The 25,676-nt window shown below is 63.9% G+C and carries 23 protein-coding genes; 8 read left to right on the plus strand and 15 right to left on the minus strand.

Annotated elements, in window-relative coordinates; genetic code table 11:
- Positions 1-9 precede the first annotated feature (9 nt).
- From H8S55_RS00975 to H8S55_RS01010, 8 genes are all read left to right on the plus strand, one after another.
- Complete coding sequence (locus H8S55_RS00975; RefSeq protein ID WP_186877429.1) at positions 10-1,524, plus strand: xylulokinase; 1,515 nt, start codon at positions 10-12, stop codon at positions 1,522-1,524.
- A 15-nt stretch (positions 1,525-1,539) separates the two neighbouring features.
- Positions 1,540-2,388, plus strand: coding sequence for an L-ribulose-5-phosphate 3-epimerase (locus H8S55_RS00980; protein ID WP_279287386.1), 849 nt, complete (start codon positions 1,540-1,542; stop codon positions 2,386-2,388).
- Positions 2,389-2,393: 5 nt separating this feature from the next.
- Positions 2,394-3,086 (plus strand): L-ribulose-5-phosphate 4-epimerase, encoded by a 693-nt coding sequence (gene araD / locus H8S55_RS00985; RefSeq protein WP_147560508.1) that lies wholly within the window; start codon positions 2,394-2,396, stop codon positions 3,084-3,086.
- 224 nt (positions 3,087-3,310) lie between these two features.
- Positions 3,311-4,168, plus strand: a complete 858-nt coding sequence (locus H8S55_RS00990; RefSeq protein WP_186877430.1) for a radical SAM/SPASM domain-containing protein — start codon at positions 3,311-3,313, stop codon at positions 4,166-4,168.
- 158 nt (positions 4,169-4,326) lie between these two features.
- On the plus strand, positions 4,327-5,619 hold the full coding sequence (locus tag H8S55_RS00995; protein ID WP_186877431.1) for an adenylosuccinate synthase: 1,293 nt from the start codon (positions 4,327-4,329) through the stop codon (positions 5,617-5,619).
- Positions 5,620-5,679: 60 nt separating this feature from the next.
- Positions 5,680-7,545 (plus strand): S41 family peptidase, encoded by a 1,866-nt coding sequence (locus tag H8S55_RS01000; protein ID WP_186877432.1) that lies wholly within the window; start codon positions 5,680-5,682, stop codon positions 7,543-7,545.
- 77 nt (positions 7,546-7,622) lie between these two features.
- Complete coding sequence (locus H8S55_RS01005; protein WP_186877433.1) at positions 7,623-8,741, plus strand: CobW family GTP-binding protein; 1,119 nt, start codon at positions 7,623-7,625, stop codon at positions 8,739-8,741.
- An 11-nt stretch (positions 8,742-8,752) separates the two neighbouring features.
- Positions 8,753-9,703 (plus strand): TIGR03943 family putative permease subunit, encoded by a 951-nt coding sequence (locus H8S55_RS01010; protein WP_147560516.1) that lies wholly within the window; start codon positions 8,753-8,755, stop codon positions 9,701-9,703.
- An 81-nt stretch (positions 9,704-9,784) separates the two neighbouring features.
- On the opposite strand, the gene H8S55_RS01015 is transcribed toward H8S55_RS01010, so the two are convergent.
- The 15 genes from H8S55_RS01015 to pheT form a co-directional block, all read right to left on the minus strand.
- The gene (locus H8S55_RS01015; protein WP_186877434.1) at positions 9,785-11,173 is read right to left on the minus strand and encodes a sodium-dependent transporter; all 1,389 of its coding nucleotides are present in this window, start codon (positions 11,171-11,173) and stop codon (positions 9,785-9,787) included.
- A gap of 203 nt (positions 11,174-11,376) precedes the next feature.
- Positions 11,377-11,853 carry a MarR family winged helix-turn-helix transcriptional regulator gene (locus tag H8S55_RS01020; RefSeq protein WP_147560848.1) on the minus strand — a complete coding sequence of 159 codons (477 nt, stop codon included), beginning with the start codon at positions 11,851-11,853 and terminating at the stop codon, positions 11,377-11,379.
- 25 nt (positions 11,854-11,878) lie between these two features.
- On the minus strand, positions 11,879-12,316 hold the full coding sequence (gene fabZ, locus H8S55_RS01025; RefSeq protein ID WP_186877435.1) for a 3-hydroxyacyl-ACP dehydratase FabZ: 438 nt from the start codon (positions 12,314-12,316) through the stop codon (positions 11,879-11,881).
- A 2-nt stretch (positions 12,317-12,318) separates the two neighbouring features.
- Positions 12,319-13,560: a beta-ketoacyl-ACP synthase II gene (fabF, locus tag H8S55_RS01030; protein WP_186877436.1), complete on the minus strand. Its 1,242-nt coding sequence runs from the start codon at positions 13,558-13,560 to the stop codon at positions 12,319-12,321.
- A gap of 243 nt (positions 13,561-13,803) precedes the next feature.
- Complete coding sequence (gene fabG, locus H8S55_RS01035; protein ID WP_186877437.1) at positions 13,804-14,547, minus strand: 3-oxoacyl-[acyl-carrier-protein] reductase; 744 nt, start codon at positions 14,545-14,547, stop codon at positions 13,804-13,806.
- A complete protein-coding gene (gene fabD / locus H8S55_RS01040; protein WP_186877438.1) occupies positions 14,544-15,479 on the minus strand; it encodes an ACP S-malonyltransferase in 936 nt (311 codons plus the stop codon). Before fabD ends, fabG begins: the two co-directional genes overlap by 4 nt.
- A gap of 2 nt (positions 15,480-15,481) precedes the next feature.
- Positions 15,482-16,417, minus strand: a complete 936-nt coding sequence (locus H8S55_RS01045; protein WP_186877439.1) for a nitronate monooxygenase — start codon at positions 16,415-16,417, stop codon at positions 15,482-15,484.
- A gap of 48 nt (positions 16,418-16,465) precedes the next feature.
- Entirely contained in the window at positions 16,466-17,404 is a 939-nt protein-coding gene (locus H8S55_RS01050) for a beta-ketoacyl-ACP synthase III (RefSeq protein ID WP_186877440.1), read from the minus strand.
- Positions 17,401-18,225, minus strand: coding sequence for an acetyl-CoA carboxylase carboxyltransferase subunit alpha (locus tag H8S55_RS01055; protein WP_186877441.1), 825 nt, complete (start codon positions 18,223-18,225; stop codon positions 17,401-17,403). The genes H8S55_RS01050 and H8S55_RS01055 overlap by 4 nt, the downstream gene beginning before the upstream one ends.
- Entirely contained in the window at positions 18,222-19,076 is an 855-nt protein-coding gene (accD, locus tag H8S55_RS01060; RefSeq protein WP_366467099.1) for an acetyl-CoA carboxylase, carboxyltransferase subunit beta, read from the minus strand. The genes H8S55_RS01055 and accD overlap by 4 nt, the downstream gene beginning before the upstream one ends.
- A gap of 66 nt (positions 19,077-19,142) precedes the next feature.
- A complete protein-coding gene (gene accC / locus H8S55_RS01065; protein ID WP_186877442.1) occupies positions 19,143-20,528 on the minus strand; it encodes an acetyl-CoA carboxylase biotin carboxylase subunit in 1,386 nt (461 codons plus the stop codon).
- Between the two features lie 4 nt (positions 20,529-20,532).
- Entirely contained in the window at positions 20,533-20,982 is a 450-nt protein-coding gene (accB, locus tag H8S55_RS01070) for an acetyl-CoA carboxylase biotin carboxyl carrier protein (RefSeq protein WP_186877443.1), read from the minus strand.
- 43 nt (positions 20,983-21,025) lie between these two features.
- The gene (gene acpP / locus H8S55_RS01075) at positions 21,026-21,256 is read right to left on the minus strand and encodes an acyl carrier protein (protein ID WP_147560853.1); all 231 of its coding nucleotides are present in this window, start codon (positions 21,254-21,256) and stop codon (positions 21,026-21,028) included.
- A 225-nt stretch (positions 21,257-21,481) separates the two neighbouring features.
- Positions 21,482-22,858, minus strand: coding sequence for an MATE family efflux transporter (locus H8S55_RS01080; RefSeq protein ID WP_186877444.1), 1,377 nt, complete (start codon positions 22,856-22,858; stop codon positions 21,482-21,484).
- A gap of 111 nt (positions 22,859-22,969) precedes the next feature.
- Positions 22,970-25,657, minus strand: coding sequence for a phenylalanine--tRNA ligase subunit beta (pheT, locus tag H8S55_RS01085; protein ID WP_186877445.1), 2,688 nt, complete (start codon positions 25,655-25,657; stop codon positions 22,970-22,972).
- Positions 25,658-25,676: the final 19 nt, after the last annotated feature.

Below are 25,676 nucleotides of genomic sequence, written 5' to 3' on the forward strand. Positions count from 1 at the left end.
GAAACGACTGTGAAAAAATATTTAGGCGTGGAGCTGGGCTCCACCCGCATCAAGGGCGTGGTCATCGACGAGAGCTTTGCCCCCGTGGAGTCCGGGGACTTTGAGTGGGAGAGCACCTATGACCACGGCATCTGGACCTATGACCTGGCGGACGCCCGGGAGGGCCTGTGCCAGGTACTCAGCCAGCTGAAGGACCGGGAGGGCCTGTCCGCCGCCGGCATCTCCGGCATGATGCACGGCTATCTGGCCTTTGACAAGGACTGGAACCTGCTGGTGCCCTTCCGCACCTGGCAGAACACCATCACCGCCGATGCAGCGGAGCAGCTCACAGAGCTCTTTCAGTTCAACGTGCCCCAGCGGTGGAGCATCGCCCACCTGTATCAGGCTATCCTGAACGGCGAGGCCCATGTCAGCCAGATCGCCCACATCACCACCCTGTCCTCCTACGTCCACTATATGCTCACCGGAGAAAACGTGGTGGGCGTGGGCGAGGCCTCCGGTATGTTCCCCATCGACAGCGCCACCGGCAACTGGAATGAGGAGATGCTGAAAAAGTTCGAGCAGCTCACCCGGGATCAGCCCTGGAACATCCGGGACGTGCTGCCCCGGGTCCTGCTGGCCGGGCAGGACGCGGGACGGCTGACGGCAGAGGGCTCTGCCTGGATAAAGGGCCTGTTGCCTGTGGGCCTGCCCTTCGCCCCCCCGGAGGGCGACGCGGGCACCGGCATGGTGGCCACCAACGCCGTAGCCCCCCGCACCGGCAATGTATCCGCCGGTACCTCTATTTTTGCCATGGTGGTACTGGAAAAACCTTTGAGCAAGGTCTATACTGAGATCGACGTGGTCACCACCCCCTCGGGCAAGGACGTGGCCATGGTCCACTGCAACAACTGCACCTCCGACATCAACGCCTGGATCGGCCTGCTGCGGGAGACTTTGGGCCTGTTCGGCTGCGACGTGTCCGCCGGCGAGGTCTTCACCAAACTCTATCAGAAGAGCCTGGAGGGGGAGGCCGACTGCGGCGGCGTGCTGGTGTATAACTACATGGCCGGCGAGGGCATCACCCACCTGGACGCGGGCCGCCCCCTGGTGGTGCGCAAGCCGGACAGCCATTTCAGCCTGGCCAACTTCATGCGCAGCAGCGTCTATGCGGAGATCGCCACCATGCGCCTTGGCATGGACATCCTGGCCGAGGAGCAGGTGAAGATCGACAGCATGACCGGCCACGGCGGCATTTTCAAGACCCCCGGCGTGGCCCAGCGCTATCTGGCCGCCGCCTGCAACGCCTCCATCACCTGCATGGAGACCGCCGGAGAGGGCGGCCCCTATGGCATCGCCCTGCTGGCCGCCTTTATGGACGAGCATGAGCTGCCCCTGGAGGAGTTCCTGCGCCAGCGGGTCTTTGTCCACGCCAAGATCACCACGGCCCAGCCCGACCCCGCCGAGGTGGAGGGCTTTGCCCGCTATCTGGCCGCCTATGACAAGGGGCTGGACGTGGAGCGGACCGCGGTGGAAAAAATCTGACAGGGAGAGATCACCTTGGGAAACAAGAAATATCACATCGGCCTCTACGAAAAGGCCATGCCCTCCGCTCTGAACTGGGAGGAGAAGCTCCAGTGCGCCCGGGACTGCGGCTATGACTTTGTGGAGATCAGCATCGACGAGTCCGACGCCCGCCTGGCCCGGCTGGAGTGGACCGCCCAGGAGCGCGCCCAGCTGCGGGAGACCATGCAGAAGATCGGCGTGCCCATCCGCAGCATGTGCCTGTCCGGCCACCGGAAATATCCCTTCGGAGCCAGCGACCCCGCCGTGCGCCGGCGCAGCCTGGAGATCATGGAGAAGGCCATTCAGCTCTCCGACGACCTGGGCATCCGGGTCATCCAGCTGGCGGGCTATGACGTGTACTACGAGGAGGGATCTGAGCAGACCCGGAAGGACTTTGCCGACAACCTGAAAAAGGCGGTGGAGATGGCCGCCGTCCACGGGGTGGTCCTGGGCTTTGAGACCATGGAGACCGAGTTTATGAACACCGTGGCCAAGAGCATGAAGTATGTCGACCTCATCGACAACCCCTATCTGGGCGTCTATCCCGACGTGGGCAACCTGACCAACGCCGCCAAGACCTATGGCACCAGCGTACTGGACGACCTGGAGACGGGCCGGGGCCATCTGGTGGCCATCCACCTGAAGGAGACCGTCCCCGGAAAGTTCCGGGAGATCCCCTTCCTCACCGGCCATGTGGACTTCCCCGCCGTCATCCGCAAGGGCTGGCAGCTGGGGGTGCGCCGTTTCGTCACCGAGATGTGGGACACCGGCAAGCCGGAGTGGAAAGCGGACATCTGCTTCGCCCATGACAAGATGAGCGAGATTTTGGATACGATGGAGTGAGCGCTATGCTGGAAGAACTGAAAGAAAACGTATGCCAGGCCAACCTGCTGCTGCCCAAGTATGACCTGGTCACCTTCACCTGGGGCAACGTCTCCGGCATCGACCGGGAGAAGGGTCTGGTGGTCATCAAGCCCTCCGGCGTGGAGTATGACACCATGACCGCCGAGGACATGGTGGTGCTGGACCTGAAGACCGGCGAGCGGGTGGAGGGCCGCTATAAGCCCTCCTCCGACACCCCCACCCACCTGGCCCTGTACCGGGCCTTCCCCGATCTGGGGGGCGTGGTCCACACCCACAGCCGCTGGGCCACCAGCTTCGCCCAGGCGGGCGTGGGCATTGCGGCCATGGGCACCACCCACGGGGACTATTTCTACGGCGAGATCCCCTGCACCCGGAAGATGACCGAGGAGGAGATCCACGGGGAGTATGAGCTGGAGACGGGCAACGTGATCATCGAGACCTTCCAGGGCAAGGACCCCATGGCCATCCCCGGCGTGCTGGTCCACAGCCACGGCGTGTTCTCCTGGGGTACTGACCCGGAGAACGCCGTCCACAATGCGGTGGTCATGGAGGAGGTCGCCTTTATGAACTACCACGCCCTGATGCTCAACCCCGGCCACGGCCCCATGCAGCAGGTCCTGCTGGACAAGCACTATCTGCGCAAGCACGGCAAAAATGCCTATTACGGCCAGGGCTGAACTCTATAAAATTTGAAATGGCAGACACCGTGGCGCTCATGTCATAAAGGCTGACCAGTTCTGTCATTCCGAGGAGCGAAGCGACGTGGGGATACGTTCTCTTCTGGACGAAAGGACGGATTGCCACGTCGGGCGTTGCCCTCCTCGCAATGACAGTGACCTGGACCCAGTGGCATTGGTTGCGGTGTCTGTTTCTACTTTCACACCAAAGGAGCCTGCCCCTCATGTATCAGTTGAAAAAGGTCTATCTGGAGATCACCAACGTGTGCAACCTGCGCTGCGATTTCTGCCCCGGCACACGCCGCCCCCAGGGCTTTCTGTCCCCGGAGGACTTTTCTGTTCTGGCCCAAAAGCTGCGGCCCCACACGGAATATCTCTACCTCCATCTCATGGGGGAACCCCTGCTCCACCCCCAGCTGCCCCGGCTGTTGGACCTGGCCGCCGGGCTGGGCTTTCAGGTGAATCTCACCACCAACGGCACCCTGCTCCCCCAGCGGGCCGGCCTGCTGTGCCAAAGCCCCGCAGTGCGGAAGGTCAGCATCTCCCTCCACTCCTTCGAGGGGAACGAGGGTCAGGGGCAGCTGCTGCCCTATCTGGACAGCTGCATCGCCTTTGCCCGGCGGGCCGCCCAGGCGGGCAAGCGGTGCGCCCTGCGACTGTGGAATCTGGACGGTGAACACACCCAGGGGGCCAACTTCTGCAACGAACAGATCCTCCGCCGACTGGAGGAGGCCTTCCCCCGGCCCTGGAAGGAGGGCTGGCAGGGCACCACCCTGGCCCCCCAGGTCTATCTGGAGTGGGGTGAGCGGTTTGAATGGCCCGATCTGAACGCCGACGACCAGGGGCAGTCCGGCTTCTGTCAGGGGCTGCGGGACCACATCGGCGTGCTGTGGGACGGCACGGTGGTCCCCTGCTGCTTAGACCACGAGGGGGACATCCCCCTGGGCAGCCTGTATGAAAGCAGCCTGGAGGACATCCTGTCCTCTCCCCGGGCCCGGGCCATTTACAACGGCTTTTCCCAGGGCCAGGCCGCCGAGGAGCTGTGCCGCCGGTGCGGCTATCGCCGCCGCTTCTCCAAATGACTGCGGAGCTTTGGAAAAGCAGGATTTTCTACGTTTTTTCTATGGGCTGTCCCCTTGTCAGCCAATAGAAAACGCAGTATAATATATGCGTTGCGTTATGCGCCGGATAAGGCAAATCCGCTCAGGCGGTTGCGAATCCCGGCCTACGGAGGTAACATATGGTAAAAGCGATCGTGGGCGCCAACTGGGGCGACGAGGGCAAGGGCAAGATCACCGATATGCTGGCCGAGCAGTCCGACGTGGTCATCCGCTTTCAGGGCGGAGCCAACGCGGGCCACACCATCATCAATGATTATGGCCGCTTTGCTCTGCACATCCTCCCCTCCGGCGCTTTTTATCCCCACATCACCAACATCATCGGCAACGGCGTGGCCCTGGATGCCGCCAAGCTGGTGGCCGAACTGAAGTCCATCACCGACCAGGGCGTGCCCTCCCCCAACCTGATCGTGTCCGAGCGGGCTCAGCTGCTGATGCCCTATCACGTCCTGCAGGACGGCTATGAGGAGGAGCGCCTGGCCGGCAAGGCCTTCGGCTCCACCAAAAGCGGCATCGCCCCCTTCTATTCCGACAAATATGCCAAGATCGGCATCCAGGTGTGCGACCTGTTCCACGAGGACCGGCTGCGGGAGCGTCTCACCGCCGCCGTCACCCTGAAGAACGTGCTGTTCCAGCACCTGTACCACAAGCCCGCCCTGGATGTGGACCAGCTGATGGACCAGCTGCTGGCTCTGCGGGAGCAGCTGCGCCCCTATGTGGGCGACGTGGTCAGCTTTATCCACGAGGCCCTGGCCCAGAACAAGACCATCCTGCTGGAGGGCCAGCTGGGCTCTATGAAGGACCCCGACCTGGGCATCTTCCCCATGACCACCTCCTCCCACACCCTGGCCGGCTTCGGCTGCGTGGGCGCTCCCGTGCCCCCCACCGCCATGGAGGATGTGATCTGCGTCACCAAGGCCTATTCCTCCTCCGTGGGCTCCCACACCGAGCCCTTCGTCAGCGAGGTCCTGGGGGACGCCGGGGACGAGCTGCGCCGCCGGGGCGGCGACAAGGGCGAGTTCGGTGCCACCACTGGCCGTCCCCGCCGTGTGGGCTGGTTCGACGCTGTGGCCACCAAGTACGGCTGCATGGTCCAGGGCGCCACTCAGGTGGCCCTGACCTGTCTGGACGTGCTGGGCTATCTGGACGAGATCCCCGTGTGCGTGGGCTATGACATCGACGGCCAGATCACCGACAAGTTCCCCACCACCCCCGACCTGATGCGGGCCAAGCCTGTGTTTGAAAAGCTGCCCGGCTGGAACTGTGACATCCGGGGCTGCACCGACTATGATGCTCTGCCCGAGAACGCCAAGGGCTATGTGGACTTTTTGGAGGCCCACATCGGCCACCCCATCACCCTGGTCTCCACCGGCCCCAAGCGCCACGAGATCACCCACCGCACCACCAAGCTGTAATCATGTTTCACACGCCGGGTGCCGTTTCGGCATCCGGCGTGTGTCCATAAGGAGAACGCCATGAAACATAAACTTCTGTCCGCTCTGCTGGCTCTCAGCCTCACCTTCTCCCTGTCCGCCGCTCCCGCCGCCGCCCTCACCCTGGACGAGGCCCGGCAGCTGCTGCGGGACCACTATGTGGACCAGATCCCCGAGAGCGTCCTGTCCCTGGACTCCCTGGATGAGATACTGGCTGCCCTGGGCGACCCCTACACCTATTACATGACCGCCGAGCAGTATGAGCAGTTCACCCAATCTGTCAACGGCGAGACCCTGGTGGGCGTGGGAATCACGGTGCAGACCGCCTATGACGACGGCTTTTTGGTCTTATCGATTCTGCCCAACTCCCCCGCCAAGGAGGCCGGACTCCAGGCCGGAGACCGGATCATCGCCGTGGACGGCGTGGCCATGACTGCCACCACCGACGTGCGCAGCACCGTCACCGGCAAGGAGGGCTCCACCGTCACCCTGACCATCCGCCGCTCCGACGGCCAGGTGAAAGCGTTCACCATGCAGCGCCGGACGGTGGTCGTCCCCATTGTCACCTATGACAAGCAGGGCAGCGCCGGGGTCATCGAGTGCATCAGCTTTGGCGACTCCACCGGGGACACCATCGAAGAGGCCCTCACCAAGCTGGAGCCGGAGGTGTCCGCCTGGATCATGGACCTGCGCAGCAATCCCGGCGGTGACAGCGATGCCGCTGCCGTGTCCGCCGGACTGTTTGTGGGCAGCGACATCATGGTCTATTTCCGGGACGCCAACGGCAACTATCGCTTTGTGGGCACCACCCAGTATTGCCCCGACCTGACGGACAAGCCCCTCATCATCCTCACCAGCGACTACTCCGCCAGCGGGGCCGAACTGTTCTCTGCCGATGCCCGGGACCTGGGCTTTGGCATCGCCATCGGCCAGACCACCTTTGGCAAGGGCATCGCCCAGATGATCTACAACAGCTCCAACACCGAAAAGCTGTTTGACGACGGGGATGCCATGAAGATCACCGTCTATCGCTTCTACTCCCCCGACGGCGCCACCAACCAGTGGATGGGCGTGATCCCCACTCTGGTGATGTCCAAGGAGAATACGAAAACCGCCGCCATGCTCCTCACCCAGCCGGAGCCCAGCCGCAATGCGGGCTATTATAAGCTGGAGCTGGCGGGCTGGACCTTCTATATCAGCCGGGACGAGGCCCTGTCCGGGGACAACCGGGCCGCCTTTACCGAGCTGCTGGAGGCTCTGCCCCCCTCCGCCGCCCTGTACGAGGGGGAGCGCAACAGCGGCTGGAACGCCGTGGCCCCCGCCAAGCTGGCCGACGAGCTGGGCCTCAATTTCCACGCCCGCACCTTTGCCGATGCGGCAGACAGCCCCTTTGCCGCCGAGATCGACACCCTGAGCACCTTCGGCCTGCTGGAGGGCTATGAGGACGGCACCTTCCGCCCCGAAGCGCCCATCACCCGGGCCCAGTTCTGCGCCATGCTGGCCAATGTGCTGGGCCTGCCCCAGGGGCAGAACCTGTCCTTCTCCGACGTGGCCGACGACGCCTGGTATGCCAAGGCCGTGTCCGCCATGGCCGCCCGGGGCTTTGTCTCCGGCATGGGGGACGGGACCTTCCGCCCGGACGACACCATCACCTATGAGCAGATGACCGCCATCCTGTCCTCGGTGGCCGTGTGGGCCAGCATGAAGGCCGAGGAGCTGAACAGCCAGACGGACATCTCTCTGGCCGACGTTCAGGATTTCTCCCCCTGGGCCCAAAAGCCCGCCTGGATCATGGACCAACTGGGCGCTTTCGTTGGCGACCTCCGGCCCCAGGACCTGGCCACCCGGGAGACTGCCGCCGGGATGCTGTACGCCGTGATGAACAGCCTGCACATGCTGTGGCAGTGAGCACTTCTCTTATTTGACCCCTCCGGTCCCCCCTCCGTGGGTGCGGGCCGTGTGATTTCAGAAAGGATATGACAACTATGACCAAGATCGACATTATCTCCGGCTTCTTGGGGGCCGGCAAGACCACCCTCATCAAAAAGCTGCTGGACCAGGCCTTCCGGGGCGAGAAAGTGGTCCTCATTGAGAACGAGTTCGGCGAGATCGGCATCGACGGCGGCTTTTTGAAGGATGCCGGGGTGGAGATCACCGAGATGAACTCCGGCTGCATCTGCTGCTCTCTGGTGGGCGACTTCGGCGCAGCCCTGAAGAAGGTGCTGGACGACTATGCCCCTGACCGCATCATCATCGAGCCCTCCGGCGTGGGCAAGCTGTCCGACGTGATCGCCGCCGTGGAGGGCGTGCAGAAGACCACCCCCGCCCTGCACCTGCACAGCTTTGTCACCGTGGTGGATGCCACCAAGGCCAAGGTGTATATGAAGAACTTCGGCGAGTTCTTCAACAACCAGGTGGAGCACGCCTCCGCCATCCTCCTCTCCCGCACCCAGAACATGGACCAGGCCAAGCTGGACGCCGCCGTCCGCCTGCTGCGGGAAAAGAACCCCAAGGCCGCCATCCTCACCACCCCCTGGGACCAGCTGACCGGCGAGCAGATCGTCTCCGCCATGGAGGGCGGTCACTCCCTGGCTGAGGAGCTGATGGAGGAGATCGCCCATGAGCACCACGACCATGAGCATCACCACCACCATGACCATGACCACGACGAGCACGACCACCACGACCACGACCATGAGTGCCACCACGACCACGACCACGACGAGCATGAACACGAGCATGAACATCACCACGACCACGGGGACTGCTGCACCTGCGACTGCTGCTGCGGCCACGACCACCACCACCACGACCATGATGCCGACGAGGTGTTCACCTCCTGGGGCCGGGAGACCGCCCGTAAGTACAGCCGCGAGGAGCTGCAGGAGGCCCTGTCCGCCCTGGCTATGACGGAGGACTATGGCTATATCCTCCGCGCCAAGGGCATGGTCCCCTGCGACGACGGCCAGACCTGGCTGCACTTCGACCTGGTGCCCGAGGAGTTCCAGATCCGGGAGGGCGCTGCCGACTACACTGGCCGTCTGTGCGTCATTGGCTCTGACCTGAAGGAGGACCAGCTGGAGAAGCTGTTCCTGCTGGCCTGAGGTGACGCGCCATGAATAACGATCCCCGTATCCCCCTATATCTCATCACCGGGTTTTTGGACAGCGGCAAGACCACCCTGCTTATCGACACCCTGGAGATGGACTATTTCAATGACGGTCAGCGCACCGTCCTGCTGATGTGTGAGGACGGCGAGGTGGAGTATAACGCCCAGTATCTGGCCGAGCGCAACTGCCGTCTGATCCCCATCGAGGACCAGAGCCAGCTGAACACTGCCTTTCTGGAGGAGATCGACCGCCGCTATCAGCCCGAGCGGGTGCTGCTGGAGTATAACGGCATGTGGCCCATCCAGCTTCTGCGGGACCTGAAGCTGCCCAAGAACTGGGGGCTTTACCAGGCCATCGATGTCATCGACGGCACCACCTTCGAGATGTACCGCAGCAACATGCAGTCCATGATCATCGACATGGTGACCGAAGCGGACATGGTCCTCTTCAACCGCTGTAAAGAGGACATGCCCCTGTCCGGCTGGAAGCGCTCCATCCGGGCGGTAAACCGCATGTGTCAGATGGCCTTTGAGGACGAGAACGGCGACGAGCTGGAGGTGGAGGACATCCTCCCCTATGACCTGGAGCGTGACCACATCGACCTGGAGGACCCGGACTACGGCATCTGGTATCTGGATATCCAGGAACACCCGGAGCGCTATGTGGGCAAAACGGTCACCTTCACCGCCCAGGCCATGGTGGGCGGCCGGGTGCCCAAGGGCTGCTTTGTCCCCGGGCGCAACGCCATGACCTGCTGCGCCGAGGACATCCGCTTCTTCGGCTTCCTGTGCAAGTATGACAAGGCCAAGAGCCTGAAAAAGGGCGAGTGGGTCAAGGTCACCGCCGAAGTCCGCTGGGAGCAGGCCGCCGTGTACGACGGCGAGGGCGTGGTCCTCTATGCTCAGTCTGTCGAGCCCGGCCAGCGCCCCGAGGACCCCCTGGTATATTTCGTATGATCTTTCCACAAACTTTCGGAATATGTGTAAAAATCCCGCCGGTTCAGCTGAACCGACGGGATTTTTCTCGTCAAACCCATGTTATCCCACAAACTTGTTCCAATAGCCCATCACAAAGATGAACAGGACGATCAAGGGTAGGATATAGCTAACGTACAGGCGGACACCATTGGGGAACTTCAGGCCGCTGCCGGTGTTGGCCTCGCTGAGAAAGTTCTTCCAGCCCCATCCCTTGCTGCTCACGCAGAACAGCAGATAGACCAGGGAGCCCAGGGGCAGCAGATTGTTGGAGATGATAAAGTCCTCCAGGTCAGATATGTTGCTGCCCGGGCCCATGGGCTGGAACGCAGACCACAGGTTAAAGCCCAGCACGCAGGGCATGGACAGCAGGAAGATGGCGACCAGATTCACCGCCACGGCCTTCTTCCGGCTCCAGCCCCACATGTCCATGGCAAAGGAGATGATATTCTCGAACACGGCGATCACCGTAGACAGGGCCGCGAAGGACAGGAACACAAAGAACAGGGCCCCCCACAGCTGGCCCAGGGGCATCTCGTTGAAGATGTTGGGCAGGGTGATGAAGATCAGGGATGCACCCTGGTTGGGGGCCACCCCAAAGGCGGAGCAGGCGGGGAAGATAATCAGGCCCGCCACAAAGGCCACAAAGGTGTCCAGGATGCCGATGCGCAGGGCCTCGCCCGCCAGGGCGTACTGCCGGCCGATATAGCTGCCGAACACGGCGATGGCCCCGATTCCCAGGGACAGGGTGAAGAAGGCCTGCCCCATGGCGGCAAAGATGCTCTCGCCCAGCCGCCACTTACCTTCGGCATCGTACATCAGGTTTTTGAAGTTGGGCTGCAGATAGAACTTCAGGCCCTCAGCGCCCCCCTCCAGGGTGAGGGAGCGCACAGCCAGCACGGCCATAATGACCAGCAGGCAGATCATCATCACCTTGGTGATGCGCTCCACGCCGTTTTGCAGGCCCTGGAGGCACACGCCCATGCCGATGAGCACCACAAGGGCCATAAACAGGGTCATGATCCCCGGCTCGCCCATGAGCTGACCGAACTGTCCGGCCACCCCGTCGGCATCCAGGCCCACAAAGTCACCCCGGGCGGTTTTCAGGCAGTACAGCAGCAGCCAGCCGGCGATGACGGTGTAGAACATCATCAGCAGATAGTTGCCCGCAATGCCAAACCAGCTGTACCAGTGCCACTTGGTCCCCTGGGGCTCCAGCACGTGGAAGGAGCGGGCGATGCTCCGCTGGCTCCCCCGGCCCACGGCCAGCTCCATGACCATCACAGGCAGCCCTAAGATCACCAGGAACAGCAGATAGATGAGCACAAAGGCCCCGCCGCCGTATTGCCCCGTGATATAGGGAAACCGCCACACATTTCCCAGCCCGATGGCACAGCCTGCCGAGATCAGCAGAAAGCCCAGCCGGGAGGAAAAGGTCTCTCTCTTCTCCATAAAAGCAAAAACATCTCCTCTTCTTGTTCCCGCAGCCAGACCGCTTCTTTCAAACGCTATCCGTGCCGCGATGCCGGTATATTTTACATGAGTTTGACCATTTGGTCAATCTTTTTCTGAATTTTTGTTGGTTCTGCCCTCTATTTTGCGCAAAACAGGGCGCTGTCCCCGGGTTCAGGGGGCAGCGCCCTGTCTGTGCTCTCTCAGGTCTGATCCGGCTCGGCGAACAGGTCGCCGCAGGACTTCAGGTCCACCTCGGGCATCAGCTCCTCCCCCACCACCTGGAGCATCCGATCCAGCTGGCGGGCCTCGTCCGGGGTGAAGCGGTTCTGGATCCGCTTCATCACCTGGCGCATATATTGGCTGCTGATGTTGTAATAGTTCATATACTTCTGGGTGGGCCGCAGGTGATACTCCCGCCGGTCCTGGTCTGAACGGATCTTCTCCACATAGCCCTTCTGGATCAGGCTGTTGACTTTATATGCCGCATTGGGCGAGGAGATGTGGACAAAGGCGGCAAACTCGTTGATGGTCGGCTCCTTCAGCGCCTGAATGATCTCCATGCAAAAGGTCTCCACCGCCGTCAGGCTGGCCTCCCGGTTCTGGAAGCGGGAAAATACCTCCTGGTAAAAATGCAGCTTGAATTTCGTGTACACCTCGGAAAAGCTCTCCTCCAACAAATTCCGCACGCTCCCCGTATCTTCTTTATTCCGGCCGGTCCGTCAGGGCAAAGGTCAGCTCCGCCTTACAGGCCAGCTTGCCGTCCACCCGGGCCTCCGCCGTACCAAAGCCCACAGGACCCCGCCGGGCCGTCAGCTGGCAGGACAGCTCCAGCACGTCGCCGGGCCGCACCTGCTGCTTGAACCGGGCATTTTTAATGCCGCCGAATAAAGCAAGTTTACCCTGATTTCCCGCTTCCGTCAAGATGGCCACCGCGCCCACCTGGGCCAGGGCCTCGATGATGAGCACGCCGGGCATCACTTTAAAGCCGGGGAAGTGGCCCTGGAAAAAGGGCTCGTTGGCGGTGACGCACTTGCGGCCCACGGCGCTCTGGCCTGGGACGCATTCCACGATATTGTCCACCAGCAGGAAGGGATAGCGGTGGGGCAGCAGCTTTTCGATCTGGTCGATGTTCAGTTCCATGTTCAGCCCTCCCACTTTTTCAGCACGATGCAGGCATTGTGTCCGCCAAAACCCAGGGAGTTGGACAGGGCGGCCTTGATGTCCGCCTTCCGCCCCTGATTGGGGACGATGTCCAGATCGCAGGCGGGGTCGGGGACCTGATAGCCGATGGTGGCGGGCAAATAGCCCTCCACCAGGGCCATGGCGGTAAAGATGGCCTCCACCGCCCCGGCAGCCCCCAACAGGTGGCCGGTCATGGACTTGGTGGAGCTGACGGCCAGGCGGGCGGCGTGGTCGCCAAACGTCGTGTGGATGGCCGCCGTCTCGCAGGCATCGTTCATATGGGTGGAGGTGCCGTGGGCATTGATATAGCCCACCTCCTCCGGCTTCATCCCGGCATCGGCCAGGGCCTGGGCCATACAGGCCGCACCGCCGGCTCCCCCGGGGGCGGGGGCGGTGATGTGGTGGGCGTCGCAGTTGGCACCGTAGCCCGCCACCTCGGCATAGATCTTGGCTCCCCGGGCCTTTGCGTGCTCATACTCCTCCAGCACCAGCATCCCGGCGCCCTCACCCATGACAAAGCCGCTGCGCTCCGCGTCAAAGGGGATAGAAGCCCGCAGGGGGTCTGCGCTCTCGCTGAGGGCCTTCATGGCGGTGAAGCCGCCCATGGCCAGGGGGGTGATGGCCGCCTCGGTGCCGCCGCACAGCATCACATCGCCATACCCGTCCCGGATGTGGCGGAAGGCATCGCCCACGGCGTTGGTGCCCCCGGCGCAGGCGGTGACCACGCAGGTACACATTCCCTGAAAGCCAAAGCGAATGGCGATCTGCCCGGCGGCCATGTTGGAGATGATCATAGGAATGACAAAGGGGGACACGGAGTCATAGCCCCGGCTCTCTCCCCGGCGGTGGGCCTCGGACACGGTCTCAAAGCCGCCGATGCCGCTGGAGCAGATGACCCCACAGCGGGACAGGTCCTCCCCCTCCCGATCCAGGCCGCTGTCGTCCATGGCCTGCTGGGCGGCGATGAGGGCAAACTGGGTAAAGCGGTCCATCTTCTTGGCCTCCCGCTTGCCCAAAACGCCGTCGATGTCCAGATCCTTCACCTCTCCGGCCAGCTTCACCCGCATGTCAGAGCAGTCATACCGGGTGATGGGGCCGATGCCGCACTTGCCGTCCTTGACCGCCTGCCAGCTCTCCGCCACGCTGTTTCCAATGGGGTTCACCGTGCCCATGCCGGTGATCACGACCCTACGTTTTTCCATAGTTACCTCCTAATACGGTCTCAAGTGGCTCTTCCACTTTCAGACTGTCTAAAAAAGCCTCGCAGCGTTTCGCACCCGAGGGTGCGAAAGAATTGAAATCTGTTTTTTCCGGCGGCGTGTACGCCGGAAAAAACACTTCTCGCGCAGCGCGTGTCGACTTGGCCGCCAAAAGCGGCCAAACGAGGCACGAAGCGGAGCGCAGTCTTTTCAAAAAAGTGATTTCATCACTTTTTTGAGACACGGTCACACGGCCATTCCGCCGTCTACGCACAGCACCTGCCCGGTGATATAGGCGCTCTCCGGCCGGGCAAAGAAGGCCGCAGCCCGGGCCACGTCCTCCGGCTGGCCGGGGGCGGCCATGGGGATGGTGGACAGCATGGCCGTCTTGGCCTTCTCGGGCAGCACGGCGGTCATGTCCGTCTCGATAAAGCCGGGGGCCACGGCGTTCACCGTGATATTCCGGCTGGCCAGTTCCTTGGCGGCGGCCTTGGTCAGACCCAGAATGCCCGCCTTGCTGGCGGCGTAGCCCGTCTGGCCTGGGTTGCCCCGCAGGCCCACCACACTGCTCAGGTTGACGATGCGGCCATAGCGCTGGCGCATCATGAGCTTGGCGGCGGCCTTCATGCAGAAGTAGGCCCCCTTCAGGTTGGTGTCCAGCACCCGGTCAAAATCCTCGGCCTTGGCGGTCATCAGCAGCCCGTCCCGGGTGACACCCGCGTTGTTCACCAGGATGTCCAGGCGGCCAAAGCGCTCCTTCACCCCGTTGATGAGCTCCTCACAGGCGGCAGGATCGGACACGTCGGCCTGAAAGGCCTCCGCCTGAACGCCCAGCGCCCGGCAGGCCTCCACCGTCTCCTGGGCGGCCTGCTCATTTCCGGCATAATTCACGGCCACCGCCGCACCCTGGCGGGCCAGCTCCAGGCAGATGGCCCGGCCAATGCCCCGGCTGCCGCCGGTGACAAGGGCCACAGATTCGTTCATGGTCATTGGGCTGCTCCTTTCAGCTGCTCCGCCACGGCCTCGAAGTCGTCGGCGGTGTCGATGTGATAGGTCTGGATGCCGGGGGCAGTCTTTTTCACAAAGGAGGTGAGGGTCTTGCCCGGCCCGATCTCCAGAATGGTGTCGATGCCGTCGGCCTCCATGCGCCGGACGGTGTCCTCCCAATAGACGGAGGACTGCACCTGCTTCTCCAGCAGGGCGGGGATCGCATCTCCCGCCTCCATGGGGCCGCCCTTGCAGTTGAAATAGACGGGCAGGGCCATGGGGTGGAAGAGAATGGTCTTGAAATAGTCGGCCAGGGCATCTCCCGCCGGCTTCATCAGCCGGGTGTGGAAGGGGCCGCTGACCCGCAGGGGCATACAGCGCTTGGCCCCCAGCTCCTTGGCCAGCTCTCCGGCCCGGTCCACGGCGGCCTTTTCCCCGCTGATGACCAGCTGGCCGGGGCAGTTATAGTTGCAGATCTGCACCACGCCCAGCTCACTTGCCTGGTCACAGGCCATCTGCAGCTTGTCCCGGTCCAGGGAGAGGACGGCGGTCATGCCGCACTCCAGGCCCTGGGCGGCCTGCTCCATGGCCCGGCCCCGGAAGGCCAGGGTCTTCAGCACCGTCTTCCGGTCCAGCACGCCGGCGGCATACAGGGCGGAGTACTCCCCCAGGGACAGGCCCGCCGCTGCGCAGGGACGGATGCCCCTGGCATACAGCAGGTCGGTGACCCCCACGGCGAAGGCCGCCATGCAGGGCTGGGTATAGCGGGTCTGGGACAGCTCCTCAATAGGGCCCTCAAAGCTGAGGGCCTTCAGGTCAAAGTCCAGCCCGGCGTTGTCCAGCACCGCCCGGTATTCGGGGTACCGGTCATAGAAGTCCCGGCCCATGCCCACCTTCTGGCTGCCCTGACCGGCGTATACAAAGGCTAATTTCATGTTCAAACCTCCTGGGCCAGCTGGGCCACGGTGGCCTTATAGTCGGCGTACATCTCCTCCAGGATGGCCCGCAGGGGGCGGATCTCGTGGAGCATCCCGGCCACCTGACCGGCCATGAGAGAGCCCGTCTTGGTGTCCCCGTCGAACACCGCCCGGCGGAGGGAGCCCAGTGTGTATTTCTCCAGCTCCATCTTGTCCGCCCCGGCCCGCTCCCGGGCCAGATACTCCCGGGCCATCTGGTTTTTCAGAATGCGCACCGGTGCGCCCACGCTGCGGCCGGTGACGGTGGTGTCGCTGTCCTTGGCCTTCAGCAGGGCCTGCTTATAATTCTCGTGGATGGGGCACTCCCGGCTCACCAGCAGGCAGGTGCCGATCTGAGCGCCGCAGGCCCCCAGGGCAAAGGCGGCGGCCAGCTGCCGTCCTCCGGCGATGCCGCCGGCGGCGATCACGGGCAGGTCGGTCATCTCCCGCACCTGGGGCACCAGGGCCATGGTGGTCAGCTCGCCCACATGGCCGCCGCTCTCCGTACCCTCGGCGATGAAGCCGTCCACCCCCAGGGGGGCCAGGCGGCGGACCAGGGTGGTGGCGGGGACCACGGGGAATACCTTGATACCCGCCTCCTTCCAGGCGGGGACATACTGGCTGGGCACGCCGGCACCGGTGGTGACCACCTGAACGCCCTCCTCCACCACCACCTTGGCCATCTCGGCGGCGGCGGGGTTCATCAGCATGATGTTCACGCCGAAGGGCTTGTCGGTCAGGGCCTTGCACCGGCGGATGTTCTCCCGCAGGGTGTCGGCGTTCATGCCCCCCGCGCCGATGAGGCCCAGGGCCCCGGCGTTGGACACGGCGGCGGCGAATTCGCCGGTGGCGATGTTGGCCATGCCGCCCTGGATCAGGGGAAATTCGGTTCCCAGCAGTTCATTTAGTTTTATCATTTGCGTCTCCTCGCCTTCTGCGCCCTCCAGGCGCACCGATCTCAGTTGTTACCAAGTAAACAGCGCTCCGGCCCAGGTCAGGCCGCCGCCGAAACCCACGGTGAGCACCCGCATCCCGGGCTTTAACATCCCCTGCTCCACCAGCTCGTCCAGGGCCATGGGGATGCTGGCTGCAGAGGTGTTGCCATAGCGCTCCATGTTCTTATAGAACAGGCCCTCCCAGGCCTTCAGCCGCTTGGCTACAAAGTCGATGATCCGGGCGTTGGCCTGGTGGCAGACCACCAGGTCCAGGTCGTTGACGTCGCAGCCCTCCGCCGACACCAGCTGGCGGATAGAGCCCTCCACCACCTCGGTGGCAAAGCGGAACACCGCCTTGCCCTCCATGTGGACGGCGGCCTTCTCCGGCCCGGGGCCCTGGACCCAGATGCTCTGTTCGTCCCCCCGGGAGCCAAAGACCGTGTGCCACCGGGCACTGTCGTCCCGGGCGAGCACCGCTGCCCCGGCTCCGTCGCCGAAGAGGACGCAGGTGTTCCGGTCGGTGTGGTCCAGCACCCGGCTGATGACCTCCGCCCCCACCACAATGGCATAGGGCCGGGGGGCATCGGCCAGCAGGGCGTGGGCCGTCTTGGTCCCATACAAAAACCCGGCGCAGGCGGCGTTCAGATCAAAGCAGATGGTGTCCTCTTTCAGTCCCAGCTGCTTTTGCAGCATACAGGCCATGGAGGGGCTGGCAAAGTCGGGAGTAAAGGTGGCCACCAGGCACACGCCGATGTCCTCCGCCTTCAGGCCGGAGCGCTCCAGCGCCTGTCGGGCCGCCCCCCGGGCCAGGTCCATGCCGCTCTCCCTTTCGCAGAAGTGCCGGGCATGAATGCCTGTGCGGCTGAACACCCACTCGTCGTTGGTGTCCACCGTGCGGCTCAGGTCGTCATTGGTCACGATTTTGGCGGGCAGACAGCGGCCGGTGGATAAAAATTTCGGTGCGCTCATACTTCCTCCTCCCGGGCCGGGGGCAGTCCCCGCCCCATGGCCCGAAACATTTCATACCGCTGCCGGGCCAGCGCCGGGCCCTTCAGCTTATCCAGGGCGGCCAGCTCCTTGCGCAGGGCGGCATCCATGGTGCGGAAGGTGGCCTCCCAGTCGGTGTGGGCCCCCCCCTCCGGCTCCCGGAGGACCCCCTGGACGATACCCCCCCGGCGCAGGTCCTGGGCAGTGAGCTTCATCACGGCACAGGCCTCGCCGCTGCGGGAGGCATCCTTCCACAAGATGGAGGCAAAGCCCTCCGGGGACAGGACGGAATACACCGCATGCTCCAGCATGAGCACCCGGTTGGCCACGGCCAGGGCCAGCGCCCCGCCGCTGCCCCCCTCCCCGGTGATGATGGAGATGACGGGCACGGTGAGGGAACTCATCAGGGCCAGACACTGGGCGATGGCCTCGCCCTGGCCCCGCTCCTCGGCCTCCTTGCCGGGATAGGCCCCCGGGGTGTCCACAAAGGTGATGATGGGGCGGCCAAACTTCTCCGCCTGACGCATCAGCCGCTGGGCCTTGCGATAGCCCTCCGGCCCGGGCATCCCGAAGTTGCACTTTAAGTTCTCCTCCAGGTTCTTGCCCTTCCGGTGGCCGATCACTGTCACGGGGCGGCCGTGAAAGCGGGCGATGCCGCCCAGAATGCTGCCGTCCTCCCGGCACTGGCGGTCTCCCCGCTGCTCAAAAAAGTCGGTGAACAGGGCGGAGATAAAGTCCGCCGTGCCCGGACGGCCCGGGTCCCGGGCGATCTTCACTTTTTCTTCCGGTGTATAGTGGCTCATGCCCGTCCACCTCCCTCGTGCAGGGCCAGCAGCTGGCCCAAAACGGCCCGCCACTGGTCCCGGGGGACGATGCGGTCCAAAAAGCCGTGGTCCAGCAGATACTCCGCCCGCTGGAAGCCCTGGGGCAGCTTCTCCCCGATGGTCTGTTCAATGACCCGGGGGCCGGCAAAGCCGATCAGGGCCCCGGGCTCGGCCAGCATAATGTCCCCCAACGAGGCAAAGCTGGCCGTCACCCCGCCGGTGGTGGGGTGGGTCAGGCAGGAGATATACAGCCCGCCTTTCTCCTGATGCCGCTGGATGGCGGCGGCGGTCTTGGCCATCTGCATCAGGGAGAAAATGCCCTCCTGCATCCGGGCTCCGCCGCTGGCGGCAAAGATGATCAGGGGCAGGCGCCGCCGGGTGGCATACTCCGCCGCCCGGGTGACCTTTTCCCCCACGGCGGTGCCCATGCTGCCCATGAAGAAGCGGCTGTCCAGCACCACGCACACGGCCTTGCGGCCCATGATCTTGCCCACGGCGGCCACCGCCGCATCCCGCAGGCCGGTCTCCTCCTCCCGGACGGCCAGCTTGGCCGGATAGCCGGGGAAGTTCAGGGGGTCGGCGGGCTCCAGCTTCTCCTCCAGCTCCTGAAAGGTGCCAGGGTCCAGGATGATGGACAGGCGGTAATAGGCCCCGATGGGCTTGTGAAAGCCGCACCGGGGGCATACCTGGCGGTTGCGGCTCCAGTCCAGGGCGGAGCTGTCCTCTCCGCACTGGGGGCAGGGGACCTTGCGGGCGGTGGGGATCTTCCCCTCCCGCATGGCCTGATAGGTCAGCAGCCGGTCCCGGCGCTGGCGAAAGAAATAATTCACAGCTTCTCCTTTCCCGCCGTATCCAGAAAAAGAGCCGAATGTCCTTCGGCTCTTCTTTCCAGGCCGTTATTCGGCGGTCAGCGTATCACAGGTGCGGGCCAGCTCCAGCAGCCGGGGCAGGTTCTTGTCCAAAAAGCTGGTGTCATACTGGCCCCGGACAAACTCCCCATCGTGCATGATGAGGTGAGCCAGGGCGGAATTGGTGGGATAGCCCTCAATGACCAGCTCCTCCAGACTGCGGCGCATCCGGCGGATGGCCTCCAGCCGGGTGGGGGCGTGGACCAGCACCTTGGCCACCAAAGAGTCATAGAAGGGGGACACCTCATAGCCCGGGTACAGGGCGGTGTCCACCCGCACCCCGGGTCCGCCGGGGAGATGGAGGAACTCCGTCTTGCCCGGACAGGGCCGAAAGTCGTGCTCCGGGTCCTCGGCGTTGATGCGGCACTCGATGGCGTGGCCGCTCACATGGATGTCCTCCTGGGTGAAGGACAGGGGCAGCCCGGCGGCCACCCGCAGCTGCTCCTTCACCAGGTCCACCCCGGTGACCAGCTCGGTGACCGGGTGCTCCACCTGGATGCGGGTGTTCATCTCGATGAAATAGAACTGCCCCTGGGGGGACAGGACAAATTCCACCGTCCCCGCCCCCACATAGCCCGCAGCTTTCGCAGCGGCCACGGCGGCCCGGCCCATCTCCTCTCGCAGCTGGGGGGTCAGGGCCCGGGAGGGGGACTCCTCGATCAGCTTCTGGCGGCGGCGCTGGATGGAGCAGTCCCGCTCCCCCAGATGGACCACATGGCCCTGGCTGTCCGCCATGATCTGAAATTCAATGTGCCGGGGGGAGAGGACCAGCTTCTCCAGGTACATCTCCCCGTCGCCAAAGCAGGCGATGGCCTCGGCCTGGGCGGCGTGGAAGGCGCTCTCCAGCCCCTCCGGGCCGTCCACCTGGCGCATCCCCCGCCCGCCGCCGCCGGCGGAGGCCTTCAGCAGCACGGGATAGCCCACCTGGGCGGCCAGCTCCTTGGCCTGCTCCACGTCCCGGAGGGGGCCGTCGGAGCCGGGGACCACCGGCACCCCCGCCTGCTGGGCCAGGGTGCGGGCGGCGGCCTTGCTGCCCATCTTGCGGATCACGTCGCCGCTGGGGCCGATGTACTTCAGCCCCGCCTCCACGCACCGGTCGGCAAAATCCGGGTTCTCCGACAGAAAGCCATAGCCGGGGTGGATGGCATCGCAGCCGGTGGCCAGGGCCGCCGACAGGATGGCATCCTGGTTCAGATAGCTGTCCGCCGCCCGGGCCGGGCCCACGCACAAAGACCGGGTTGCGATCTGGGCGTGGAGGGCGCTCTCGTCGGCGGTGGAATAGATGGCCACCGTCTCGATATCCAGCTCCCGGCAGGCCCGGATCACCCGCAGGGCGATCTCTCCCCGGTTGGCGATCAACACACGCTTGAGCATAGCTTTAAACCCTCCGAATGCGCAGCAGCGGCTCCCCAAAGCCCACGGCCTCGCCGTCCCGGGCCAAGACCTCCTCCACCACGCAGTCGGCGGGGGCGGGGATCTCGCTCATCATCTTCATGGCCTCGATCAGGCACAGGGTCTCCCCCTTCTTCACCTGCTTTCCGGGGGCGGCAAAGGCCTCCTCCCCCGGGGCGGGGGCGGCATAGAAGGTGCCCACCAGGGGGGCGTTCACCGTCTCCCCCTGCTCCTGAGCAGCAGGGGCGGCGGGGGCGGCAGCTTCAGCCTGGGCCGGGGCCGCCTGGGCGGCAGGGGCAGCGGCGGGGGCGCTTACCACCACGGGGGCGGGGGCACAGCGCAGAGCGATCTTCTCCCCCTCCCGCTCCCACTCCAGATCGGTGAGCCCGGAGCGGGCAAAGCGCTCCATCAGCGCATACAGCTCCTCTAATTCCATAGGTAGTCTCCTTACAAGCGGAGCTTGACGCTCCAACGAAAAATTACTGCTTCTTGCCGGACAGATAGTTCACGATATCGGCCACGGTCTTCACCTGGGTCATGTCCTCGTCGGCAATGCCCACGCCAAAGGCCTCCTCCAGGGCCATGGACAGCTCCACGGCCTCCAGAGAGTCGGCCTCCAGGTCCTCATACAGGTTGGTCTCGGGGGTGATCTGGTCGGCCTCGCAGCTCAGGGTGTTCACAATGATGTCACGCACGTTCTCGAAATTGATCTCCATAGTTTTAATTTCCTCCAAATGGTTATAAATTTTTAGTTAAAATTTTTTAGGTAAAATGCTTGAGCATTATTATAAGAAAAAATCCGCTTTTGTCAAGCGGATTTCTTGGTCGAAGATATGACTTTGTCTGTTTTCACGAACTCGGTTTCCCTGTGCACAGGCTGACTGTAAAAATGGCCCTCTTCTCCAACGATGAGACGGGGGAGCCATGCCATGTTTTCACGCTTCTCCCAGCCCTGGCCCATCACGCTGCGCTTTGTCCCGGCGCATGAGCCAGACAAAGCAGATCACACATACCACGTCAGACAGCAGTGATCCCCCTGCGCTGGCCAGGCCCATGGGGAACAGGGTGTCCGGGAAGAGGGTGGAGGCCAGATAGGCCCCGGGCACCCGCACCAGGATGATGGACAGGCAGTTGTGCAGAAAGGACAGGCCCGACTTTCCCCGGGCGCAGAAATAGCCGCTGAAGCTAAAATGGACCCCGGCAAAAAACACGTCCCATACATAGCTGCGCAGATACTGCCCGCCCATTTCTATTACCTGCGCCCCGTCGGCCCGGGCACTGTCGGTGAACAGGGCCACCAGGGGTTCCGCCGTCAGCTGCACTGCCGCCGCAGCGGCTGCTCCAAAGGCTCCGGCCAGAGCGGCGGCATAGCCCAGGGCGGCCATGGCCCGTTTGGGCTTGCCCGCACCGATGTTCTGGGCCCCCAGGGCGGACACGGTGGACAGCATGGAGGAGGGGATCAGGAACAGGAAGCTGATGATCTTCTCCACAATGCCCACCGCCGCCGCATCGGTCAGGCCCCGGCGGTTGGCGATGACGGTGATGAGGATGAAGGAGACCTGGATAAAGCCGTCCTGCAGGGTCACGGGGATGCCGATCCCCAATATTTTGCCCATCACCAGCCGGTCCGGCCGCAGGTCGCTCTTATGGATGCGGATGCCCGTGTCCCGGCGGAGGATGACGAAGAGGGACACCGCCACGCTCACCGTCTGGGCCAGAGTAGTGCCCAGGGCCGCCCCGGCGGGGCCTAAGTCCAGCGCCCCCATAAACAGATAGTCCAGGGCGATGTTGGCCACGCAGGCCACGGCGATAAAGTACATGGGACTTTTGCTGTCCCCCAGCCCCCGGAATATGGAGCTGATGATGTTATAGGCCGTGATGAAGGGGATGCCCAAAAAACAGATGGTGAGATAGGCCGCCGTACCCTCCACCGCCTCCGCCGGGGTGGACATGAGGGCCACGATGGGCCGGGTGAGACACAGCAGCACCCCGGTGAGGACCACGGACAACCCCATAAACAGGGTCACCGTGTTGCCGATACACCGGCCGGCCCGCTTCCGGTCGCCGCCGCCCACCGCCTGACCGATGCTCACCGTGGACCCCATGGCAAGGCCCACCAGCATCACGGTGAGCATGTGCATCACCTGAGAGCCCACCGACACCGCCGTGGTGCTGTCCACCCCCCGGAACCGGCCGATGATGAACAGGTCGGCCATGCCGTACAGGGTCTGCAAAAAATAGGACAGCAGATAGGGCAGGGAAAACAGAATGACGTTTTTCAGCACGCTCCCCCGGGTCAGGTCTCTTCTCATGGTCTTGCAGCACTCCTATCTCATAAAACTCAGCGTCAAGCCAAAATTCACGGGCCGCCGCGCAGAGGAAATTTCTGTACGGCGGCCCGCATGGCTCTTAATACAGCGAACTTACCGCAGCACGGCGTCGCAGTCAGCTTTCAGGGTCTCCAGGATGCTCTTCACATCCTCGTCCGCCTCCTCGCTGGTGAGGGAGCGGTCGTCGGCCCGCAGGACCAGGTTGAAGGCCACGGACTTTTTGCCGTCCTCCACGCCCTTGCCGCGGTAGACATCGAACAGGCTGACCTCCTTCAGCAGGCCCCGGGCTCCCTTGCGGATGGCCTCCTCCAGCTCGCCCACGGTGACGGCCTCGGCACAGACCACGGCGATGTCACGGGTGACGGAGGGGAACTTGGGCAGGGGCTGATAGACGGGCGCACCGCCCCGGATCTGGGACAGGGCCTCCACGCTCAGCTCGGCGCAGTAGAACTCCGCATCCACGCCGTAGTTCCGGGCTGCCAGGGGATGGACCTGTCCGAACACACCCACACAGGTCTCGCCGGCATACACCGCAGCGCAGCGGCCGGGGTGATAGGAGGGGTTGTCGCTCACTGCCCGGAAGGAGATGTTCTCGGCCCGGAGCTGCTTCAAAACCACCTCGACCACGCCCTTTACGGTGTAGAAATCCACACCCTCGCCATAGGTGCCCAGGGTGAGGAGCTTCTCCTCCGTGGCCAGACCGTCCTCTCCGCCGGGGAGATAGACCCGGCCCAGCTCGTACAGGCGGGCGGCCTTGTTGCGATAGTTATAGTTCCGGGTGAGGATCTCCAGCATGGAGGGCAGGGTGGTGGTGCGCATGATGGAGGTGTCCTCCCCCAGGGGGTTCAGGATCTTGAAGGACTGGCGGCGGGGGTCGTCCTGCGCCCAGCGGATCTTATCGTAGTAGGTGGGGGAGATGAAGGAATAGGTGATGATCTCGTCATAGCCGCAGGCACGGCATACGCTCCCCAGCTGCTGCTCCAGCTTCTGCTCGTCGGAATAGCCGCCCTGGGTGGTCTCGCCCCGCTGGAGGGTGCAGGGGATATTGTTATAGCCGTGGAACCGGGCCACCTCCTCGGCCAGGTCGTTCATCCGCAGCACGTCGCCCCGCCAGGAGGGCACGGTGACCTGGTCGCCGTCGATGGCAAAGTCCAGCTTCTCCAGGATGCGGACCATCTCCTCCCGCTCCACGTCGGTGCCCAGCAGGGCGTTGATCTTCTCCGGCTCCAGAGGCAGGACGGTGGGGTGGGGCACATAGTTCAGGATGTCGATGACGCCGTCCACCACCTCGCCAGCGCCCAGCAGCTCCACCAGCTCGCAGGCCCGGTCCACGGCGGGCAGGGTATTCATGGGGTCCAGGCCCTTCTCGAACTTGGCGCTGGCCTCGGTGCGCATACCCAGGGCCAGAGCGCCCTTGCGGATACAGGTGCCGTCGAAATTGGCGGACTCGAACACCACGTCGGCAGTGTCGGCGACGATCTCGCTGTTCTCGCCGCCCATGATGCCCGCCAGGCCCACGGCCCGGGTGTCGTCGGCGATGACCAGGTGGCTGGCGGTGAGGGTGTGCTCCTTGCCGTCCAGGGTGGTGAGCTTCTCCCCCTCCTCTGCCCGGCGGACGATGATCTTGCCGCCCTTTACATAGCGATAGTCAAAGGCGTGCATGGGCTGGCCATACTCCAGCATCACATAGTTGGTGATGTCCACGATGTTGTTGATGGGGCGCACGCCCATGCTGCGCAGCCGCTCCCGCATCCACTTGGGGGAGGGGGCGATCTTCACGTTGCGCACCATGCGGGCGGTGTAGCGGGGGCACAGGTCGGCGGCGGGGGTCTCCACGTCCAGCAGCTCCACCAGGCTGCCCGCAGCTCCGCCCTTCACCTCAGGGGTGTGCAGGCGCAGCTCCTGATTGAAGGTGGCGGCGGCCTCCCGGGCCAGGCCGATGACGGACAGGCAGTCGGGGCGGTTGGGGGTGATTTCAAACTCCACCACATGGTCGTCCAGACCGGTCACCGCCTTGATGTCGTCCCCGGGCTTGCAGTCCTCACGCAGGACGAAAATGCCGTCTGGGATGCAGTGGGGGAACTCCCGCTGCTCGGCGTGGAGGTCGGCCAGGGTGCAGATAGAATCGCTCTTGGTGTGATAGGCCACCAGGTCGCCCACGTGCAGATTCATACACCGGGTGTCGGGGCTGGCGGTGGAGCCGCCCAGCTCCAGGGTGGTGTGGAAGCTTCCATCGGGCTGGGTCTCGCACTCCAGCACCTCGGCGCATACCACGGGGCCAAAGACCTTGTCCCCGGGCTTGATGTCGGCGGGGATGGAGGGCTTGGCCGGGTCGATGGCCTTATAGTCGCCGAGCAGAGCGGCGGCGGTGATGGCGGCGTAGGGGAAGTCCCGCTCATCCAGGCCCAGCTCGCTCAGGCCGCACAGCATGCCGTTGGACACCACACCCCGCAGCTTGCCCTTTTCGATCTTCTTTCCACCGGGCAGGGTGGACTTGTGCAGGGCCACGGGGACCAGGTCGCCCACGTGGACGTTCCAGGCCCCGGTGACGATCTGCACAGGCTCCTCCTTGCCCACGTCCAGCTGGCACACCCACATATGGTCGGAGTCGGGGTGGCGCTCCATGGACAGGATGCGGCCCACCACCACGCTGCATATCTCGGCACCCAGGTCCTCGGTGACCTCTACCTTAGAGCCGGACAGGGTCATGGCCTCGGCAAATTCCTTATCATCGGCATCAACAGTGACGAACTCGTTGAGCCATTTACGGCTTAAATTCATAGTTAAAACTCCCTTGTCA

The sequence above is a fragment of the Flintibacter faecis genome, from assembly GCF_014287875.1.
Lineage (GTDB): Bacteria > Bacillota > Clostridia > Oscillospirales > Oscillospiraceae > Lawsonibacter > Lawsonibacter faecis_A.

Coding starts and splice junctions, on each gene's coding strand:
- araD (WP_147560508.1), top strand. CDS start 2,394: ATGCTGGAAGAACTGAAAGAAAACGTATGCCAGGCCAACCTGCTGCTG.
- H8S55_RS00990 (WP_186877430.1), top strand. CDS start 3,311: ATGTATCAGTTGAAAAAGGTCTATCTGGAGATCACCAACGTGTGCAAC.
- H8S55_RS00995 (WP_186877431.1), top strand. CDS start 4,327: ATGGTAAAAGCGATCGTGGGCGCCAACTGGGGCGACGAGGGCAAGGGC.
- H8S55_RS01000 (WP_186877432.1), top strand. CDS start 5,680: ATGAAACATAAACTTCTGTCCGCTCTGCTGGCTCTCAGCCTCACCTTC.
- H8S55_RS01005 (WP_186877433.1), top strand. CDS start 7,623: ATGACCAAGATCGACATTATCTCCGGCTTCTTGGGGGCCGGCAAGACC.
- H8S55_RS01010 (WP_147560516.1), top strand. CDS start 8,753: ATGAATAACGATCCCCGTATCCCCCTATATCTCATCACCGGGTTTTTG.
- H8S55_RS01015 (WP_186877434.1), bottom strand. CDS start 11,173: ATGGAGAAGAGAGAGACCTTTTCCTCCCGGCTGGGCTTTCTGCTGATC.
- fabZ (WP_186877435.1), bottom strand. CDS start 12,316: ATGGAACTGAACATCGACCAGATCGAAAAGCTGCTGCCCCACCGCTAT.
- fabF (WP_186877436.1), bottom strand. CDS start 13,560: ATGGAAAAACGTAGGGTCGTGATCACCGGCATGGGCACGGTGAACCCC.
- fabG (WP_186877437.1), bottom strand. CDS start 14,547: ATGACCATGAACGAATCTGTGGCCCTTGTCACCGGCGGCAGCCGGGGC.
- fabD (WP_186877438.1), bottom strand. CDS start 15,479: ATGAAATTAGCCTTTGTATACGCCGGTCAGGGCAGCCAGAAGGTGGGC.
- H8S55_RS01045 (WP_186877439.1), bottom strand. CDS start 16,417: ATGATAAAACTAAATGAACTGCTGGGAACCGAATTTCCCCTGATCCAG.
- H8S55_RS01050 (WP_186877440.1), bottom strand. CDS start 17,404: ATGAGCGCACCGAAATTTTTATCCACCGGCCGCTGTCTGCCCGCCAAA.
- H8S55_RS01055 (WP_186877441.1), bottom strand. CDS start 18,225: ATGAGCCACTATACACCGGAAGAAAAAGTGAAGATCGCCCGGGACCCG.
- accC (WP_186877442.1), bottom strand. CDS start 20,528: ATGCTCAAGCGTGTGTTGATCGCCAACCGGGGAGAGATCGCCCTGCGG.
- accB (WP_186877443.1), bottom strand. CDS start 20,982: ATGGAATTAGAGGAGCTGTATGCGCTGATGGAGCGCTTTGCCCGCTCC.
- H8S55_RS01080 (WP_186877444.1), bottom strand. CDS start 22,858: ATGAGAAGAGACCTGACCCGGGGGAGCGTGCTGAAAAACGTCATTCTG.
- pheT (WP_186877445.1), bottom strand. CDS start 25,657: ATGAATTTAAGCCGTAAATGGCTCAACGAGTTCGTCACTGTTGATGCC.